Here is a 16,771-nt window from a genome sequence, read left to right as displayed (position 1 = left end):
GCGGGAGGGCGTGAGCCCTCCCGCGATTGCTCAGTTCTCGTTGGCGGTGATGGTCACGCCGAGAATGTCGGGCAGCGTCTGCGGCGCCATCATCGCGGTGCCCAGCACCTGGGCGAAGGGCACCGGCGCCGACGGCATCGCCGTCGCGCTGAGCGACTTGGGATCGTTGAGGAAGGTGGTCGCGGCGGCGGCGACCTTCTTCTGGAAACCGGGATTGTTGATCATCGACAGCATGAAGGGCAGGGCGCCGGTCAGCTGCTGCACGAACTCCTCGCGCGTGGCGCCGGCTTCCTTGGCCTGGTTGTCGAGGAGCCGGTCGACGAGCGAGCCGTTGTCGATGCGCAGCGTCAGGCTCTCCACGAGCAGGCCCTGCATCAGGCCCATCGCCTTTTCCGGATTGTCCTGGGCCGCGTCGAGCTGCTGAACCACCTCGCGGGTCAGGCCGTTGACGCGCAGCGTGGCGTTGATCGTGGCGGCGTTTTCGCCGGTGAGCGTCAGCTTCTCGATGTTGAGGGCGCCGCTTGCCGGATCCCAGTCGATCTTCATCTGCAGGCTCAGCATGACCTTGTCGTAGCCAAGGTCGGTGAGGGTCTTGCGCTCGTCCTCGTCAAGGGCGTCGGCGCTCACCTCCACGCCTTCCAGCGACAGCGAGCCGGCGGTGGGCAGGTCGCCGTCCATCCTGTCGACCACGGCGCTGGCCCGCGCGATGGGGATCGTGCCCTGGTCCTCGGTCTCGACGACGATGCCGGTCAGCTCGGCGCTCGAATATCCCGGCGCGATGGCGTCCGTCGTGGCCTTGGCCTTGACGCTGGCGGCCGAGGGCAGCACCGGCTTGACGATGGCGACGCGGGCAACGCGTGCGTTCACCTTGTCCTTGCCGTCCGTGTCGTCGATGGCGACGTCCGTCATCGTCATGGCGTCGGCCGACAGCTTGCCCTCGGCATCGACGCTGCCGCCCTCGATGGCGGTCTCGGCGATGGAGAGGTCGGACGTCTTGCCGTTGTCGTCGACGCTGGCGCGCAGGCCCGTGATGACGACGTCGCCGCCGCTGCCCGAGATCCCGTCATAGCCGGAGATCGTCGCGTTGCCGGCCTCCAGGATCTCCATGAAGGTGTCGGCGACCTGGTTGCCGGAGGCATCGAAGGCGAGCGCCGAGGGGGAGAGAAGGGGCGCGGCGAGCAGGAACGGGCTGGCCAGCGCGAGCGCGCGGACGCGGCGTAGGGGAAGATAGGTCATGCAGACGTCTCCGAATTTCGTTTGCTGTTATCCGCTCCCTGCCTGCGGAGCGCTACGATGCGTCAAATATGTCCCAAGGACAAGCCGCGCGCGAAGATTGTCCCGCGGAAACCAGGGCAGCGAAAGGGTTGCGTGCGCCGGGCTAGGATGCGGATGCCAAACGCTTTTCCGGCCATTCGGCCATGGCATTTGCGACCATTTCAAGGCCCGGCAGGCTGGCCTCGTTGCCAAGGTGCTGGATCGCGTGCGCCGAGGCCGCGCGGGCGAAGCGGAAATGCGCCTCCCAGTCCTGTCGGGGCCTGTCCTGTCCGGGCCAGTCCTGTGCGGGCCAGTCCTGTCTGGGGGTGGCGAGGAAAGAGTGGATATAGGCGCCGTGAAAGACGTCGCCGGCGCCATTGGTGTCGATGATCCGCTCGCGCGGCACGTCGAGGGCGGGCAGGTGCTTCGTCGGACCGCCATCCTCGTACCAGACGAGGCCCTCGTCGCCGAGCGTCACGCCGCCCACCCGGCAGCCCCTTTCGCGCAAAAGGTCGAGCGTCTCCTCCACGCTTGACCCCAGCTGCTCGCAGAAGCGGGCGGAGACGATGGCGACGTCGATGAAGCGCAGCAGCTCCTGCGTGTTCTCGCGCACCGCGCCGCCGTCGAGCGAGGTCAGGATGCCGGCCTCGCGTGCCGCGCGGGCATAATGGAGCGCGGCGTCCGGCATGTGCCCGTCCAGGTGCAGCGCCCGGCAGCCGTCGAGATTGAGAACCGGGAAGGGGTGCAGGAAATCATTGTCGCGGCAGCGCACGATGGCGCGCTTGCCACCCTTGGGCATGATGAAGGAGAGGGACGATTCGCGCACCTTGCGGCCATGCACCGAGATGCCGTATTTCGCCGCCATGTCGAGGAACATGCGCGCCAGCCAGTCGTCGGCCTGCGAGCACAAGAGGTCGGGGGCGATGCCCAGTTTCGCGCAGGCAAAAGCCGCCGTCACCGCGTTGCCGCCGAAACTGACGGCGTAGTCGCGGGCGATCGTCTTGTCGTCGCCGGTGGGCAGCGCGTCGGTCAGGAAGGTGATGTCGATATAGGCCTGGCCGATGAACAATGCCTGCATGCGGGGCTCCTCTGGCGCAAGATCAACGCAGGCGGCTAAGTGGCCGTGCGTCCGGAATTATTTTCACCGCGTCCGGCCCCTCTTCAGGGGTCATTTACGAAAGCGGCGCATAGTGGCACGGCTGTTCAATCCCGGATGATCGCGTGCCGCATCGCTATACCCGCTTCCTGAAAACGCTCGTGATCGCCCTCGGACTGGCGATCGCGCCCCTGATCGCGGCCAATTACATCCTCAACAACTATGCCGTAACACAGGCCGAAACCGAGATGAAGGCGGTGGCGGAGCGCTATGTGCTGCGCGCCGAGAAGGCCATCGGCGATGCCGTCCAGGTTCTCCAGGGCCTGCACCAGAACGGCTTCGTCACCTGTTCGGCCGCCGACCGCGCCGCCTTCCATGCCGGCCTGATCGAGGCGCCCTTCGTGCAGATGATCGGCGTCGTCAATTCCAGCGGCGTGCTGATGTGCAACGTGCCGGACGAGGCGAGCAGCGGCGAGCCGGTGCTGCCCGTGCTGCAGTCCGAATCGCCGCTGGTCGGCATCGGCATGCGCGACCGCGCCTATGAGGGCACCCGCGTCGCCCTGGTCAGCTGGCGGATCGGCAATGGCAGCCGGCTGCTTGCGGAAATCTCGCCGGTGGCGATCTCCATCGATCCGGGCCCGGAATACCTGCGCGCCCATCGCCATGTCGAGCTGCGCCTCGGCGACGGCGTCGTGTGGCTGCGCTCGGGCGAGTACGGCCGGCTCGATTCGCGCTCCGGCGAGCGCGAGCTCGTCGTCGAGGTCGCCTCGGCGAAATACCCGATGCTCGCCACCGTCACCGCGCCGGCCTCGGCCGCCGACAACCTGGTGCGCGATCTCAAGGTGGTCACGGCCATCGCCGCCGTCGGCTTCGCCATTCTCTTCGTCGCCGTCAGCGTCTGGTTCTCCTGGCGGCCGGAGAGCGAGGCCGAGGACGAGTTCGTCCAGTCGATCCGCCGGGGCGAGTTCGTGCCCTATTACCAGCCGGTGATGGACATCGAGACCGGCCGCCTGCGCGGCTGCGAGGTTCTGATGCGGTGGGCCCGGCCGGACGGCTCCGTCATTTCGCCCGGCGCCTTCATGACCTTCGCCGAGACCTCCGGCCACATCTTCGAGATGACCCGCCAGATCATGCGCAAGACGCGCGACGAGGTCGGCGACCTCTATTTCCAGAACCCGGAATTCAAGCTCTCGGTCAACCTCTTCGCCGGCCATTTCGAGGACCGGCGGATCGTCGAGGACATCATCGAGATCTACGGCGATTCCAAGATCGCCTTCCAGCAGATCGTCATGGAAGTGACCGAGCGCCAGCCTCTGTCGGACATGGACACGGCGCGCAAGATCATCGCCGAGATGCAGGCCGTGGGCGTGCGCGTCGCGCTCGACGACGTGGGCACCGGCCATGGCGGCTTCGCCTATCTGCAGAAGCTGGGCATCGACATCATCAAGATCGACAAGATGTTCATCGACAGCCTCGGCACCGACGACAATTCCACCACCATCGTCGACACGATGGTGGAGCTTGCCGACAACCTGGGCATGGGCATCATCGCCGAGGGCGTCGAGACGATGGAGCAGATCGAGCGGTTGCGCGAGCTTGGCGTCTCCGCCGCGCAGGGCTACATCTTCGCGCCGCCGCTGCCGGCGAAACTCTTCATCGACCTTGCCACCGCGCTCTCCGGCGGCAAGGCCGCCGGCGAAGAGGACGAGAGCGCCGAGGCCGTCGCCAAGGTGGCGTGAGGGAGGCTGGAGAGGGCGGGGGCAATCGATTTCGTCGCCCTTCCGCTTCAGGTCGCCCGGTCGCTTGCCCTTCCATCTCCTTCGCGATTGGGCTGAGCCGGGCACGCCGGAGTTTGACAAAGATTCCGGTTGTCTGATTATCTGTCCTCAGTCCGCGGACAAAGGACAGAAAGCCGGAGCCGGATGAAAAGCCAGGACATCGTCATATTGCTGAAGCTCGCGAGCCTGCAGGAGCAGGAAGATCTTGGCGTGCTTGAGAGCCCCGATGAAATGCCGGGACGCGAAGAACCCTATTCCGTTCGCGGTCTGGGGGCTTCGCTTGGTATCAGCAAGACAGAAGTGAGCGCCTCGCTCAATCGCAGCCTTGCGTCCGGCCTTGCGGTCAGGGACCGGGAGCGCGGCCGGGCGAAGCCCAGCAGGCGCAGCCTCTGTGACTTCATCATTCACGGCTTGAAGTTCGTGTTCCCGGCAAGACCCGGCGCGCCTCAACGCGGCGTTCCAACGGGTTTTGCCGCGCCCATGCTGCAAGGACGCCTCGTGAGCGCCGGCGACGATATCTATGTCTGGCCCGATGCGAAGGGGAGGACGCGGGGTCTGTCGGTCGAGCCCCTGTTCAGGTCCGTGCCGCAAGCGGCCGGGCAGGACGAAAGGCTGTACGAGTATCTCGCGCTTGTCGACGCGATCAGGCTCGGGCGGCAGCGCGAGGCCCATCTTGCCGCAGACCTCATCAGGAAAAGGCTCCTCAAGCGATGAGCGTCCTGGGCGTGGTTCTCGACATGCTTAAAACCGTCGCCGAGGCTCTCGGCGAGGACCTTCGGGTGAGGCTGGTCTTTGACGGGGAATGCCTCAACGAGACGCTTATTCGTCACTGGCCGAGGCTCGAGAGCGGATCAGCGCATGGAAGGAAGACCGCTGCAGCCGTCAACCGCACTCCTCGCCGGGCAATCTCACACCCAACCAGTTTGCCAGTCAAACGGCACCCGAGAAACAGGTTGCATAGGGCCAAACATCAACCCAAGACTCTCTCCAAAATCTGAGGAGACTTTGGATCAGGTCATTCGATCCCGCAATATCTATCGATAATCCCATCCAAGTCAATTCTAAACGAAAATATATTATCGGAACGAAAAACACTTCTTGCAGAGCCGATTTCTTCTATGTTTTTAGACGTATAATTATCAGAGTAACTGGTAATGGCGTCCACCATTACATCCTCATTCAGGCCGGTAAAAAAAAGAATCGCATTTCTGGAAGACCGAAACTCACCCTTCGTAGATCTACGCTTGGAAGGGCATATCCCCATGATCGATTCGCAGTTTCCAGTTTCACGGCAAACGACAATTTCTGAATTCCTAATATAAAAGTCTTCCGTTGCCACACTTATAGCAACTCCGAGTTTTCTCCCGCCGGCTTTTGATAAAGTAACGATCAAATCGCCCCTTTCTGTATATGAACCGTACTGATAAGCAACTATGTCTCCCGAATTGATAATCGGAGAAAATCCACCGGAAGCAACTCGAGCAGTATTATAATTTTGATCAATTGCGAAATTCATAAACAAAAGAATTATGTATACCAAAGGTACTGAAGTCGATCTTAATGTAATTTCGCGACGATTTTCTCTAAATTTTCTTACAGAAAATATGAAAAGAACTATAAATACTAAAACAGATAACAATGTAGAGTATTTAATATATATGAATCCAAAAATAACATTATCCTTGTTTCCAATAAAAATAATACAGTTTATAATTGATGCTATGTATAGAAACTTATTTGATCCAAAAAAGAAATTTCCCGAAAATGGCAATAGCATATTCATTGCTAATGCTGACGCATAAATTTTACTTTCACTTCTGTATTTCATGGAAAAGCTTCCATTTTTTATATTGAGAGTACGGCGACGGAATGTACAAAGATGGTAATCGCCTGCAAGTTCCGCATTTTGAAGCGGTTCGAGGCGACGTGGGATCGTTGTTGATTGAAACCTGTTTCGACCTGGTTGTCAGCGGTTCTCTTTTCGGTTTTGCCAGTGGTTCTGACACACTGCCGGGCAGGTCGTTGATCGAAGCCCTGAGGGGCGTTCGCCCGTTCAAGTTGCGGCCCTGATGCGGGTGCATGCCATTGTCGGTGGCGAGCCAGGCGCCGAGCGCCCTTCCGCATCACCTTGCAGGTTCTGGACACGTGGGAAAGGTCACTCGCAATATCAAGCAGGGACAGCTTGCGGCGTGCTACCTTGTCCTTCGTAGTCATGTTCGTTGGTACTTGGATTTGAGGTGTTCAACGACGCCATCAAACCCGCTCCAACGCGGCATGGCTGCGCCCTCTCAGGCGGGTCAAATATCAGGCGACTACTATCTCAGGACAGACTTTGGTGTCGAAGTTGTCCCTCTGGAAGATTCCGAGAATGCGGGGGATCGGCCCCGGCGGTCGAGTTCTTTTCGCACTTGATATCTGTTTATTGGGGTAGATATCCGCTGCTTCTTTCCAAGATCCTTGTGGGGGCTCCGTAAGTGCAGTTCTCTGATGAGCATGTTCTACGTTTTTCGCCTGCGTTCCAACATGGACAGAATTCAGCCTCACGGTTCAATCAATAACTCTGTCGGTTTTCCTGCGACGGGTTCACACCACCCCAAACGAAAACACCCCGCCGGGCGGTTCCGGCGGGGTGTTTTCGTGTCTCTTCGAAGGCCTGTCGGTGCGCGCCTCTGTCCGTATGGCAGGGCAGCACCGGGCAGGGCAGGAGCCTGAGGCCCGCCCTTACTCGCCCGGTGTCCAGGGCTGGTAGTCGCCGGTGACCTGCGGGCGCTTGTCGCCGGTCAGGATCGAGCCCTTGGGGCGGTAGGCGGCATGCGTGCCGGTGCGGTTGGGGATGTGCGGGGCTTCCCAGGCGCGCGGGGCGTAGTCGGTCTCGCTCGGGGCGACATCCGTGCGGTGGTGCATCCAGCCGTGCCAGCCGGGCGGGATCGTCGAGGCTTCCGCGAGGCCGTCATAGATCACCCAGCGCTTCTTGCCGCCGCGCTCGCGGTAGTAGGAATTGCCGAACTCGTCCTTGCCCACGAACTCGCCCTTGCGCCATGTGAAGAGGCGCGTGCCCCAAGTGGCGCTGTTCCACCAGGTGAAGAATTGCAGCAGGGTTTTCATCGGCTCGCCGTCTCATTTGATCCCGTTGTCCTCGCATAGCGCACCCTTGCGCGTTGCGCAATGCGGCGGGGCGTCCGCAGGCGGGGCGGCAGGCCTTGCGGGCGGTGGCGGGGGAGCGCTGCCTGCCCCGGGGGGCGGGCCGTGGCGTCTTCTCTTTCTTTTCGTCCCGGGCGGCTCTTTTCAGGCGGCGTTCTTGTCGCGCTTGGGCCGCACGGTGGCGAAGCCCGCCCGGCCGCTTTTCTGTCCGGTCTTCTGTCCCCCGGCCATGTCGCCAGCCGCCACCTCGTGCACCGGGGGGTGTGCCGTTTCCGGCTTTCCGGCCAGGCTCTGCGGCACGTCGCGGCGCGTCACGGCGGGCTTGACGGTGACGACATTGCGGCCGTTGCCGATCTGCTGCCACTTGCGCGCCTTGGCGTCGAGACTGTCGGCGACGCCGTCGATGACATAGCGCCCGTCCTCGCCCATCACCAGCGGGCGCGCGTCGCGCAGCGTCCACATCAGCCGGTCGTAAAGGGCGGAGGGCGACAGCGGCTTGGTCAGGACGTGCTGGGCGCCGTCGCGCAGGATCCGGTCGATCAGGGTGCGGGTGCCGTGCGCGGTGCAGAACATCACCGGCAGGAAGCACAGCGGCGCCATCTTGCGCTGGCGGATGGCGCGCAGCAGGGCGACGCCGCTCATCGGTTTCATCCGCCAGTCGGTGATGATGAAATTGGGCGGGTCGAGCCGCATCACCTCGAGCGCCGCCTCGGCGGTGTCGAAGGTCCTGACCCGGCGCACGCGGAACGACAGCAGCGTCGATCGCAGGATCGCCTGCATCGGCTTGGAATCGTCGACGACGACGACATCGAGATCGCCGATGTCCAGTCCGTATGCGTAATGCCGCGTCATCCGAGCCACGTTGCCATCCCGGTTGGAGGTCCTTGGGAGGCATTTAGAGCACAGCCGGATTTCCCCGCGATTGAGGGGAACAAGACGATTCTCAGACAGTTTTGCTAAAATTGAATCAGTATCGCTGTTATATTGGCAAAACAGACGTGATTCTGTTTTTCGCTGGCGCTGTTTCAGGCTGTTTTTGGCCGATTTTGGCGCAAACGGGGACAGATCCGCGCTATCCCCGGAGTGTTCCGGGGCGCCCCGGACGGCTCCGTTTTTCGGGGCGGTTTTCGGGACGGGAAGACAGCCAATCCCCGCAAGCGGCGGTGTGGCGGCGCTCCCGTCTAGCGAGGCCGGAGAGACGCCGGGCAGGGCAGAGGGCCACTTGCAAGGCCTATCTGGCGGCCAAGCCGGCAAAGCACCCGTCATCCTCGTTATCCACACGCACACACTACATTTGGGGTCTGGCCGGGACGTGACCACAATAGATGGATTTGGGTGCTTGACGCTCACCGGCGATTCACCCTAACGTCCGGGTGTCGGATAAATCGCAGACAGGTTGGGGCTTCGACCCCGCGTCCTCATCAACTGCAAGCGTATGGTCCCCGGAGCGATCCGGGTTTCGGCATGGCGACCGCGGCGGTTCGCGATGCGGGAAAATTGCGCCTTGCGTTGACGATATGTCGTGACAATTGGGCGATGATCTACTATATATAGTGCTCATCCTTCACACATGACCGCGCGCTCAAGCGCGGCGACATCACAGGGCGGCGGGGACAAGGGCTTGCGCATCATCAGGTGCGCGGCCCGGCGGCATGGCCGCCTCGCACCGGGCGCCGGCGTCTTGCCGCGCGCCGCTCCACCGGCGGCCTTGGCCGCGAATGAACACCCACGGCCCGCGGGGCCGATGCACGTTAAGGGGGCTTTTGGATGAAGATCGAGCGGCGTTACACGAAGGGCGGCCAGTCGCCCTATGCCGAGATCGCGTTTCGCGTGGCCACAAGCGAAATTCGGAATCCGGACGGCTCGATCGTCTTCCGGCTTGAAAACATTGACGTTCCTGCGCAGTTCTCGCAGGTCGCCGCGGATATCCTGGCGCAGAAATATTTCCGCAAGGCCGGCGTTCCCGCCCGCCTGAAGCCGGTCGAGGAGAACACCGTTCCCTCCTGGCTGTGGCGGCAGGAAGCCGACCTTGCGGCGCTCGAGGCGCTGCCCGAGGAGGAGCGCTACGGCTCCGAGATCGATGCCCGCCAGGTCTTCGACCGGCTCGCCGGCACCTGGACCTACTGGGGCTGGAAGGGCGGATATTTCGACAGCGAGGCGGACGCGCAGACTTTCTACGACGAGCTCCGCTACATGCTCGCCACCCAGAAGGTGGCGCCGAACTCGCCGCAATGGTTCAACACCGGCCTGCACTGGGCCTATGGCATCGACGGCCCGAGCCAGGGGCATTTCTACGTTGATTTTCAAACAGGTGAGCTGACCCGCTCGGCCACCGCCTACGAGCATCCGCAGCCGCATGCCTGCTTCATCCAGTCGGTGCAGGACGATCTCGTCAACGAGAACGGCATCATGGACCTGTGGGTGCGCGAGGCGCGCCTGTTCAAGTACGGATCGGGGACAGGCTCCAACTTCTCCCGCGTGCGCGGCGAGGGCGAGAGGCTTTCGGGCGGCGGCAAGTCGTCCGGCCTGATGAGCTTCCTCAAGATCGGCGACCGGGCCGCCGGCGCCATCAAGTCGGGCGGCACGACGCGCCGCGCCGCCAAGATGGTGGTGGTCGATGTCGATCACCCCGACATCGAGGACTACATCACCTGGAAGGTCCGCGAGGAGCAGAAGGTGGCCGCCCTCGTCACCGGCTCGAAGATCTGCCAGAAGCACCTGACCGCGATCATGAAGGCCTGCGTCAATTGCGAGGCCGACAACGGCGACTGCTTCGATCCGGCGAAGAACCCGGCATTGAAGCGCGAGATCCGCGCCGCCAAGAAGATGATGGTGCCGGAGAACTACATCCAGCGCGTCATCCAGTTCGCCCGCCAGGGTTTCACGAAGATCGAGTTCCCGACCTACAACACGGACTGGGATTCGGAAGCCTACCTGACGGTTTCGGGCCAGAACTCGAACAACTCGGTGCGCGTCACCGACGGCTTCCTGACCTCCGTGATCGAGGACGGCGACTGGAACCTGACCGCCCGCAAGGACGGCCGCGTCACCAAGACGCTGAAGGCCCGCGAATTGTGGGAGCAGATCGGCTATGCGGCCTGGGCCTCGGCCGATCCGGGCATCCAGTACCACACGACCATCAACGACTGGCACACCTGCCCGGCCTCGGGCGAGATCCGCGCCTCGAACCCGTGCTCCGAGTACATGTTCCTCGACGACACGGCCTGCAACCTGGCGTCGCTGAACCTTCTGCAGTTCCGCGGCAAGGACGGCGTGTTCGACGTCGAGGCCTATGAGCACGGCGTGCGCCTGTGGACCATGGTGCTCGAGATCTCGGTGCTGATGGCTCAGTTCCCGTCGAAGGAGATCGCGGAGCTCTCCTATCGCTACCGCACGCTCGGCCTTGGCTACGCCAATATCGGCGGGCTGCTGATGACCTCCGGCATTCCCTATGATAGCGACGAGGGGCGGGCGATCTGCGGCGCGCTCACCGCGATCATGACCGGCGTTTCCTATGCGACCTCGGCGGAAATGGCGGGCGAACTCGGCCCGTTCCCGGGCTATGCGGACAATGCCGGGCACATGCTGCGCGTCATCCGCAACCACCGCCGCGCCGCCCATGGCGAGAGCGAGGGCTACGAGGGGCTGAGCACCAACCCGGTGCCGCTCGACCATGCGTCCTGCGCCGACAAGGTGCTGGTCGAGCGGGCGAAGGCGGCCTGGGACCTGGCGCTGGAGCTGGGCGAGAAGCACGGCTACCGCAACGCCCAGTCGACGGTGATCGCGCCGACCGGCACGATCGGCCTCGTGATGGATTGCGACACGACCGGCATCGAGCCCGACTTCGCGCTGGTGAAGTTCAAGAAGCTGGCCGGTGGCGGCTACTTCAAGATCATCAACCGGGCGGTCCCCGAAGCCCTGCGCACGCTCGGCTATTCCGAGAGCGAGATCGCCGAGATGGAGGCCTACGCGGTCGGTCACGGCACGCTCGACCAGGCCCCGGCCGTCAACCCCGGCCGCCTGCGCGCCAAGGGGTTCACCGACGCCGCTCTTGAGAAGGTGGGGGGCGCGCTGAAGTCGGCCTTCGACATCAAGTTCGTCTTCAACCGCTGGACGCTCGGCGACGACTTCCTGACCGGCGCGCTGAACGTGCCGGCCGAGAAGCTCGACGATCCGGATTTCGAGCTGCTGGCGCATCTCGGCTTCTCGCGCGCCGATATCGAGCAGGCCAACACCCATGTCTGCGGCGCGATGACGCTGGAAGGCGCGCCGTTCCTCAAGCAGGAACACTACGCGGTCTTCGATTGCGCCAATCCGTGCGGCCGCCTGGGCAAGCGGTTCCTGTCGGTGGAGAGCCACATCCGCATGATGGCGGCGGCCCAGCCGTTCATCTCCGGCGCGATCTCCAAGACGATCAACATGCCGAACGACGCGACGGTCTCCGATTGCGCCGAGGCCTACATGCTGTCCTGGCGCCTGGCGCTGAAGGCCAACGCGCTCTACCGCGACGGCTCGAAGCTGAGCCAGCCGCTCAACTCCCAGCTTCTCGCCGACAGCGACGATGACGAGGAGGATGCGGTCGAGGCGCTGATGGCGCAGCCGCAGGCGGCACGGGCCGAGATGGTGGCGGAACGCATTGTCGAGCGTATCGTCGAGCGGGTGGTGGAACGCACCGTGCGCGAGCGCGAGAAGATGCCGGACCGGCGCAAGGGCTACACCCAGAAGGCGCGTGTCGGCGGCCACAAGGTCTATCTCACCACGGGCGAGTATGGCGACGGCCGTCTCGGCGAGATCTTCATCGACATGCACAAGGAAGGCGCTGCCTTCCGCTCGTTGATGAACAATTTCGCCATCGCCATCTCGCTCGGCCTCCAGTACGGCGTGCCGCTCGAGGAATATGTCGACGCCTTCACCTTCACCCGGTTCGAGCCGGCCGGCATGGTGCAGGGCAACGAGGCGATCAAGAACGCGACCTCGATCCTCGACTACATCTTCCGCGAATTGGCGGTCTCCTATCTGGACCGGCACGACCTGGCGCATGTCTCGCCGGAATCGCTGTCGACCACGTCGATCAGCGGCGGCGAGAACGAAGGCCGTCCGGCCGGCACCGCGCATAGCGGCGTCGTGTCCAAGGGACTGGTGCGCGGCCAGACGGAGCGCTTCCGCCTTGTCGGCACCCCGGGTGAGCCGGCCGGCGCGCTTGGCGCTGGCGAGAGCGGCGGCACCAAGGGCGGTACGGCCTCGGCGATTGCCACCAGTGGCATCCATGGCCGCACGGCGGCGGTCGCGACCGCCTTCAAGCGGGAGGTGGACGTGGCACCGGAGACGGATGTCGCCGTCGGCACCGCGGCGCCCGCCAGGGCAAACCAGGCGCAGCAGATCGCCAAGGCCCGGATGCAGGGCTACGAGGGCGAGAGCTGCATGGAATGCGGCAACTTCACCATGGTCAGGAACGGCACCTGCCTGAAATGCGACACCTGCGGCTCGACGAGCGGCTGCAGCTGATAGAGGCGGCGGGAGGCCGGCTGGAAGGCCGGTCCCCCGCTGTTCGGTATACGAGACACAAAACCCGTCCGGCAGCGATGCCGGGCGGGTTTTTGTTTTCAGGAACAAGGCGCAAGGCGTGGCGGCCGGGTCTCACCCGTCATTCCGGACAAGCGCGGCGAAGCCGGCGCGCCGATCCGGAAACCAGTGGATCAGCGCGGGCGCAGCCCGCTCTCCTCACAAGGAAGCCGGCAGGACGCGCCTGCGGCGCGGCTGACACGCTGGATGCCGGATCCGGCCATGCGCCTTGCGGCGCAGACCGTCCGGCATGACGGGAGCATGAGGAGCCCGAACCGGCCCTTGCATAGGCGGTCTTGCGGTCAGCAGGTCGTTCCCCGATCGTTTATTCTTATTCACGCTCTCCGGAGGTAGACGCAGTTTCAGCCCGAAATACTCTGTGTGACCTGCGATCCTCATTTCCCGGTGGGTGCCTGCGGGGTGGTCGCATAACGAAGGTTTTTGCATTCTTGCCCCCACGCCACATCAGTGCGGCGCCGGTGGGAGAACCGAAGATGACCAGCCTCACGGACGACGAGATGGACGCTTGGCTCGACCGGTTCACCGAAGCGATGGCGCGGCCGGGCGAGGCCGAGGAGGCGTACTTTGCGCGGCGGCGTGAACTCGGCCTTGGCGTCGGCCTTGATGACGATGGCAACCTTGTGCGCGCGCCCGAACCCGAGGGCTGAGCGCCTGTCCATACGGCGGAGCCTTTCCCGCCCGCCGCGCTGCCGCGCTCCGCGGACAAAATGTGATCCGCCAAAGCCCCCTCGCGTAAACCGAAAGGAAAGCGTCTTCGCCGGACGCTTCTGCCGACGTCCGTGGTCGTCGGTAGTCGTCCTGACGTCGATATCAGTGCCGGATGGTCGGAAAACTGTGGTAGGATCAGGCACTTCGCGGGTTGTTGGCCGGTTTTCTGGTCGGTTTGCAGGCATGAGCCAACCGGCAGGCGCCAGGCTCTTCGTTCCGCTTCTTTCGGCGGTTCCGGACCATGGGCCATGGCTGACGGAGGCGTTGCAGGAGGCACCGGGAAGGCAAGGGGAGGTAACGGTATGGTGACCGGTCGTTTTGCCCTGGTTCTTGCGATCGTTTTGCCGCTCATGGCGGCAGGCGGGTTTTCCGCTTCGGCTTTGGCGATGGAGCCGGTGCCGGGCACGAAGGTCGGTACCGATCTCAACGAGATCGTCATGAACCTTGCCGAATCCGGCTATACCACCCTGCGCTACATGAACAAGGACGGGCGCATCGAGATCGTGGCGCGCAAGGAGGGCCGGCGCTTCTTCCTGCTGGTCGACGGCGCGAGCGGCATCATCGTGACCGTCGTGCCGGAAGGCGGCGATCCCCTGCTGGAGAAGCCCGAGACCTCTCCGGGGGACGACAGTTCCTCGAGCATTGGCGAGAAGGGACACTTGTCGAAGGCCGCGCCGCTCTCCGGCGAAGGCACGCGCCAGGTCCCCGCGCGGACGGTGTCCTAGGCAGCAATGACAATCACAGGTACTGCTCGATCAGGGCCGTGACCTCGCGGTCGCGCGCGCCCTCGCTCTCTCCCCCGAACACCACTGCAATCACCTGCCGTCCGCCGCGCCTTGCGGAGGCGGCGAGATTGTAGCCCGACAGGCGGATATAGCCGGTCTTGATGCCGTCGACGCCGGCGACGCGGCCGAGCAGGTTGTTGGTCGCCTCGAACGTGCGGCCGTTATAGGCGAAGCTGCGGGCGGTGAAGGCGCGGGCGCGGTTGGCGTGGCGGCTCTTCAGGGCCCGCGACAGGATCGCCATGTCGCGCGCCGTCGTCACCTGGCGTGGATCGGGAAGGCCCGAGGCATTGACGAAATGGGTGCGCCGCATGCCCAGCGCCCGGGCCTTGGAGGTCATGGAGCGGGCGAAGGCGTCTTCGGAGCCGCCGAGGTTTTCGGCAACAGTGACGGCAACATCATTGGCCGACTTGACCGCCAGCGCCTGGATGGCCTGCGAAACGGTGATCGTCCCGCCTTGCCTGAGGCCGATCTTCGCCGGCGGCTGTCCGGCGGCGCGGGCCGAAACCGAAAGCTGTGTGTCGAGGGAGACCCGGCCTTCCGATACGGCGTCGAACAACAGGTAGAGCGTCATCATCTTGGTCAGGGAGGCGGGATAGCGCAGGGCGTCCGCCTGTTCCTCGTGCAGGACGCTGCCGCTCGCCGCGTCGATGACGATCGCGGCATGGGCGCGAGGCTCCGCCTGTCCGGGAGGGGCGAAGGCAAGCGCCGGACCGGCGCTTGTCGTGGCGGTGCCCGGCAGGGCGGGCAGGGTGGCCGTCTGCACGGCGGCAGCGTTCGCCGATACGGAGGTGCCGGCCGGCCTGCCGGCCGTCTGGCAAGCGGCCAGCGCAAGGCTCAGCGACAGGACGGTCGCGATCCGCGACCAGGACCGCTCCGGGGTCCCGCATGCCTGCGCCTTGTGCGGCGATGCGCGTCTGCCAGTCACCTTGCCAGTCACCTTGCCAGTCACCTTGCCAGTCATTTTGCCAGCCACCATGTCAGCCAACTTGCCAACCACCTTGCCAGTCACTTTGGATGTCTCCGCTTGCCGGGAAGTCCGGCGGCCCTGTCGGCGCGCACCATATCGGATCGGGACGGGGGGAAAAAGCCGGGAGAGGACGGCCCCGGCCGATTGTTGCGCGGGGGGCAGGAGAGGCACGGCGCACCCGGCTCGTTTCCATCGCGTTTTCATGGTATGATATGACATGGGCAAGAAGGGCTGGATCCGGACAAGACGTCTGAAGACCCTGCCGAACCCGGCCGCAAGCACCGGCAAGGTGTTTACCGGGAGGGGAATGCTCGCGCTGTTGCTGCTTGTCGCGCTGCCGGCCTTGCCCGGCCTTACGGGGCAAACGGACACTGCCAGGGCGGGCGAGATCCGGCAGGCGGGCGCAAACATGAACTGCACCTGCCGCTTCTTCGGAACCGACTACAAGCTCGGCGACATGGTCTGCCTGCGCGGGCCCGACGGGCCGAGGATGGCCCGCTGTTCGATGAACCTCAACAACACGGCCTGGAAGACACTGGAACGCTCCTGCCCGACATCGCTCAGGCAGTCGCCGCGCGGCGACACGACCACGCTGGCCGGCCTGCCCGCAACGCATTGAGCCACCGTTCCGGGTTGGCCGCAGGCGGCGCAACCCTGGCCGCCATATTCAGGCGGCGAGATCCACCCACACAGGAACATGGTCCGAGGGCTTTTCCCAGCCGCGCACATGCACGTCGATGCCGACGCCTTCCAGGACATCGGTCGCCTCGGGCGACAGCAGCACGTGGTCGATGCGAATGCCGTTGTTCTTCTGCCATGCGCCGGCCTGGTAATCCCAGAAAGTGTAGACGCCGTCCTCCTGGTTGGTGGCACGCACGGCATCGGTCAGGCCAAGCGCGAGCAGGGCCCGGTAGGCGCCGCGGCTTTCCGGCTGGAACAGGGCATCGCCCGTCCAGTTCTCCGGATGGCGGGCATCGCGCGGGTCGGGGATGACGTTGTAGTCGCCGAGGAGGACAAAGCGCTCCTCCTCCTCGAGGCGCATGCGGGCATGACGGACCAGACGGTCCATCCAGCCGAGCTTGTAGGGAAATTTTTCGGTGCCGAGCGGATTGCCGTTCGGCAGGTAGAGACAGCCGACGCGCAAGGGACGCCCGTCCGTCTCGATGCGGGCCTCGATGTAGCGGGCCTGCTCGTCGCTGTCGTCGCCGGGCAGGCCGCGCCGGATATCCGTCAGGGGGACACGGCTCAGAAAGGCGACGCCGTTGAAGCCCTTCTGCCCGTGCGTCTCGACCTGGTAGCCCGCCTCCTCGAAGGCGGCGCGGGGAAAGCCCTCGTCGACCGACTTGATCTCCTGCAGGCAGGCGAGGTCGGGTTTCGCCTCGTCGAGCCAGGCAAGCGTTGTCTCAAGGCGCGCCTTGACGCCGTTGATGTTCCAGGTGGCGATTTTCAACGGCGTCGG

The 16,771-nt window shown here is 64.1% G+C and carries 14 protein-coding genes; 7 read left to right on the top strand and 7 right to left on the bottom strand.

Annotation, left to right across the window (positions count from 1 at the left end; all coding sequences use genetic code 11):
• Window positions 1-30 precede the first annotated feature (30 nt).
• Both ACQY46_RS15980 and ACQY46_RS15975 read right to left on the bottom strand, forming a co-directional pair.
• Complete coding sequence (locus ACQY46_RS15980; protein WP_428697010.1) at window positions 31-1,236, bottom strand: hypothetical protein; 1,206 nt, start codon at window positions 1,234-1,236, stop codon at window positions 31-33.
• A 142-nt stretch (window positions 1,237-1,378) separates the two neighbouring features.
• Entirely contained in the window at window positions 1,379-2,332 is a 954-nt protein-coding gene (locus ACQY46_RS15975; protein ID WP_428697009.1) for a sugar kinase, read from the bottom strand.
• Between the two features lie 143 nt (window positions 2,333-2,475).
• Here ACQY46_RS15975 and ACQY46_RS15970 point away from each other — a divergent pair, with 143 nt between their 5' ends.
• The gene (locus ACQY46_RS15970; protein WP_428697008.1) at window positions 2,476-4,089 is read left to right on the top strand and encodes an EAL domain-containing protein; all 1,614 of its coding nucleotides are present in this window, start codon (window positions 2,476-2,478) and stop codon (window positions 4,087-4,089) included.
• Between the two features lie 207 nt (window positions 4,090-4,296).
• On the top strand, window positions 4,297-4,842 hold the full coding sequence (locus ACQY46_RS15965; protein ID WP_428697007.1) for a hypothetical protein: 546 nt from the start codon (window positions 4,297-4,299) through the stop codon (window positions 4,840-4,842).
• 301 nt (window positions 4,843-5,143) lie between these two features.
• On the opposite strand, the gene ACQY46_RS15960 is transcribed toward ACQY46_RS15965, so the two are convergent.
• Complete coding sequence (locus tag ACQY46_RS15960) at window positions 5,144-5,956, bottom strand: hypothetical protein (protein WP_428697006.1); 813 nt, start codon at window positions 5,954-5,956, stop codon at window positions 5,144-5,146.
• A gap of 41 nt (window positions 5,957-5,997) precedes the next feature.
• On the opposite strand from ACQY46_RS15960, the gene ACQY46_RS15955 reads away from it, so the two are divergent.
• Window positions 5,998-6,198 carry a hypothetical protein gene (locus ACQY46_RS15955; RefSeq protein WP_428700557.1) on the top strand — a complete coding sequence of 67 codons (201 nt, stop codon included), beginning with the start codon at window positions 5,998-6,000 and terminating at the stop codon, window positions 6,196-6,198.
• Window positions 6,199-6,849: 651 nt separating this feature from the next.
• Here ACQY46_RS15955 and ACQY46_RS15950 read toward each other — a convergent pair.
• Together ACQY46_RS15950 and ACQY46_RS15945 are read right to left on the bottom strand one after the other, a co-directional pair.
• Window positions 6,850-7,233, bottom strand: coding sequence for an NADH:ubiquinone oxidoreductase subunit NDUFA12 (locus tag ACQY46_RS15950; RefSeq protein WP_428697005.1), 384 nt, complete (start codon window positions 7,231-7,233; stop codon window positions 6,850-6,852).
• A gap of 180 nt (window positions 7,234-7,413) precedes the next feature.
• The gene (locus tag ACQY46_RS15945; protein WP_428700504.1) at window positions 7,414-8,121 is read right to left on the bottom strand and encodes a response regulator; all 708 of its coding nucleotides are present in this window, start codon (window positions 8,119-8,121) and stop codon (window positions 7,414-7,416) included.
• 915 nt (window positions 8,122-9,036) lie between these two features.
• Here ACQY46_RS15945 and ACQY46_RS15940 point away from each other — a divergent pair.
• The 3 genes from ACQY46_RS15940 (at window position 9,037) to ACQY46_RS15930 (ending at window position 14,285) form a co-directional block, all read left to right on the top strand.
• Window positions 9,037-12,774, top strand: coding sequence for a vitamin B12-dependent ribonucleotide reductase (locus ACQY46_RS15940; RefSeq protein WP_428697004.1), 3,738 nt, complete (start codon window positions 9,037-9,039; stop codon window positions 12,772-12,774).
• 551 nt (window positions 12,775-13,325) lie between these two features.
• Window positions 13,326-13,499, top strand: a complete 174-nt coding sequence (locus ACQY46_RS15935) for a hypothetical protein (protein WP_428697003.1) — start codon at window positions 13,326-13,328, stop codon at window positions 13,497-13,499.
• Window positions 13,500-13,862: 363 nt separating this feature from the next.
• The gene (locus ACQY46_RS15930; protein ID WP_428697002.1) at window positions 13,863-14,285 is read left to right on the top strand and encodes a hypothetical protein; all 423 of its coding nucleotides are present in this window, start codon (window positions 13,863-13,865) and stop codon (window positions 14,283-14,285) included.
• A 13-nt stretch (window positions 14,286-14,298) separates the two neighbouring features.
• Here the strand turns inward: ACQY46_RS15930 and ACQY46_RS15925 are convergent, their stop codons facing one another.
• Window positions 14,299-15,270 carry a D-alanyl-D-alanine carboxypeptidase family protein gene (locus ACQY46_RS15925; protein WP_428697001.1) on the bottom strand — a complete coding sequence of 324 codons (972 nt, stop codon included), beginning with the start codon at window positions 15,268-15,270 and terminating at the stop codon, window positions 14,299-14,301.
• A 259-nt stretch (window positions 15,271-15,529) separates the two neighbouring features.
• On the opposite strand from ACQY46_RS15925, the gene ACQY46_RS15920 reads away from it, so the two are divergent.
• Window positions 15,530-15,931 carry a hypothetical protein gene (locus ACQY46_RS15920; RefSeq protein ID WP_428697000.1) on the top strand — a complete coding sequence of 134 codons (402 nt, stop codon included), beginning with the start codon at window positions 15,530-15,532 and terminating at the stop codon, window positions 15,929-15,931.
• A 48-nt stretch (window positions 15,932-15,979) separates the two neighbouring features.
• On the opposite strand, the gene xth is transcribed toward ACQY46_RS15920, so the two are convergent.
• A complete protein-coding gene (gene xth / locus ACQY46_RS15915) occupies window positions 15,980-16,762 on the bottom strand; it encodes an exodeoxyribonuclease III (RefSeq protein ID WP_428696999.1) in 783 nt (260 codons plus the stop codon).
• Window positions 16,763-16,771 lie beyond the last annotated feature (9 nt).

This window comes from Stappia sp., from assembly GCF_965276915.1.
Lineage (GTDB): Bacteria > Pseudomonadota > Alphaproteobacteria > Rhizobiales > Stappiaceae > Stappia.
The sequence above is the reverse complement of the archived record's forward strand: the minus strand, read 5'-3'. Positions and strand labels throughout refer to the sequence as shown.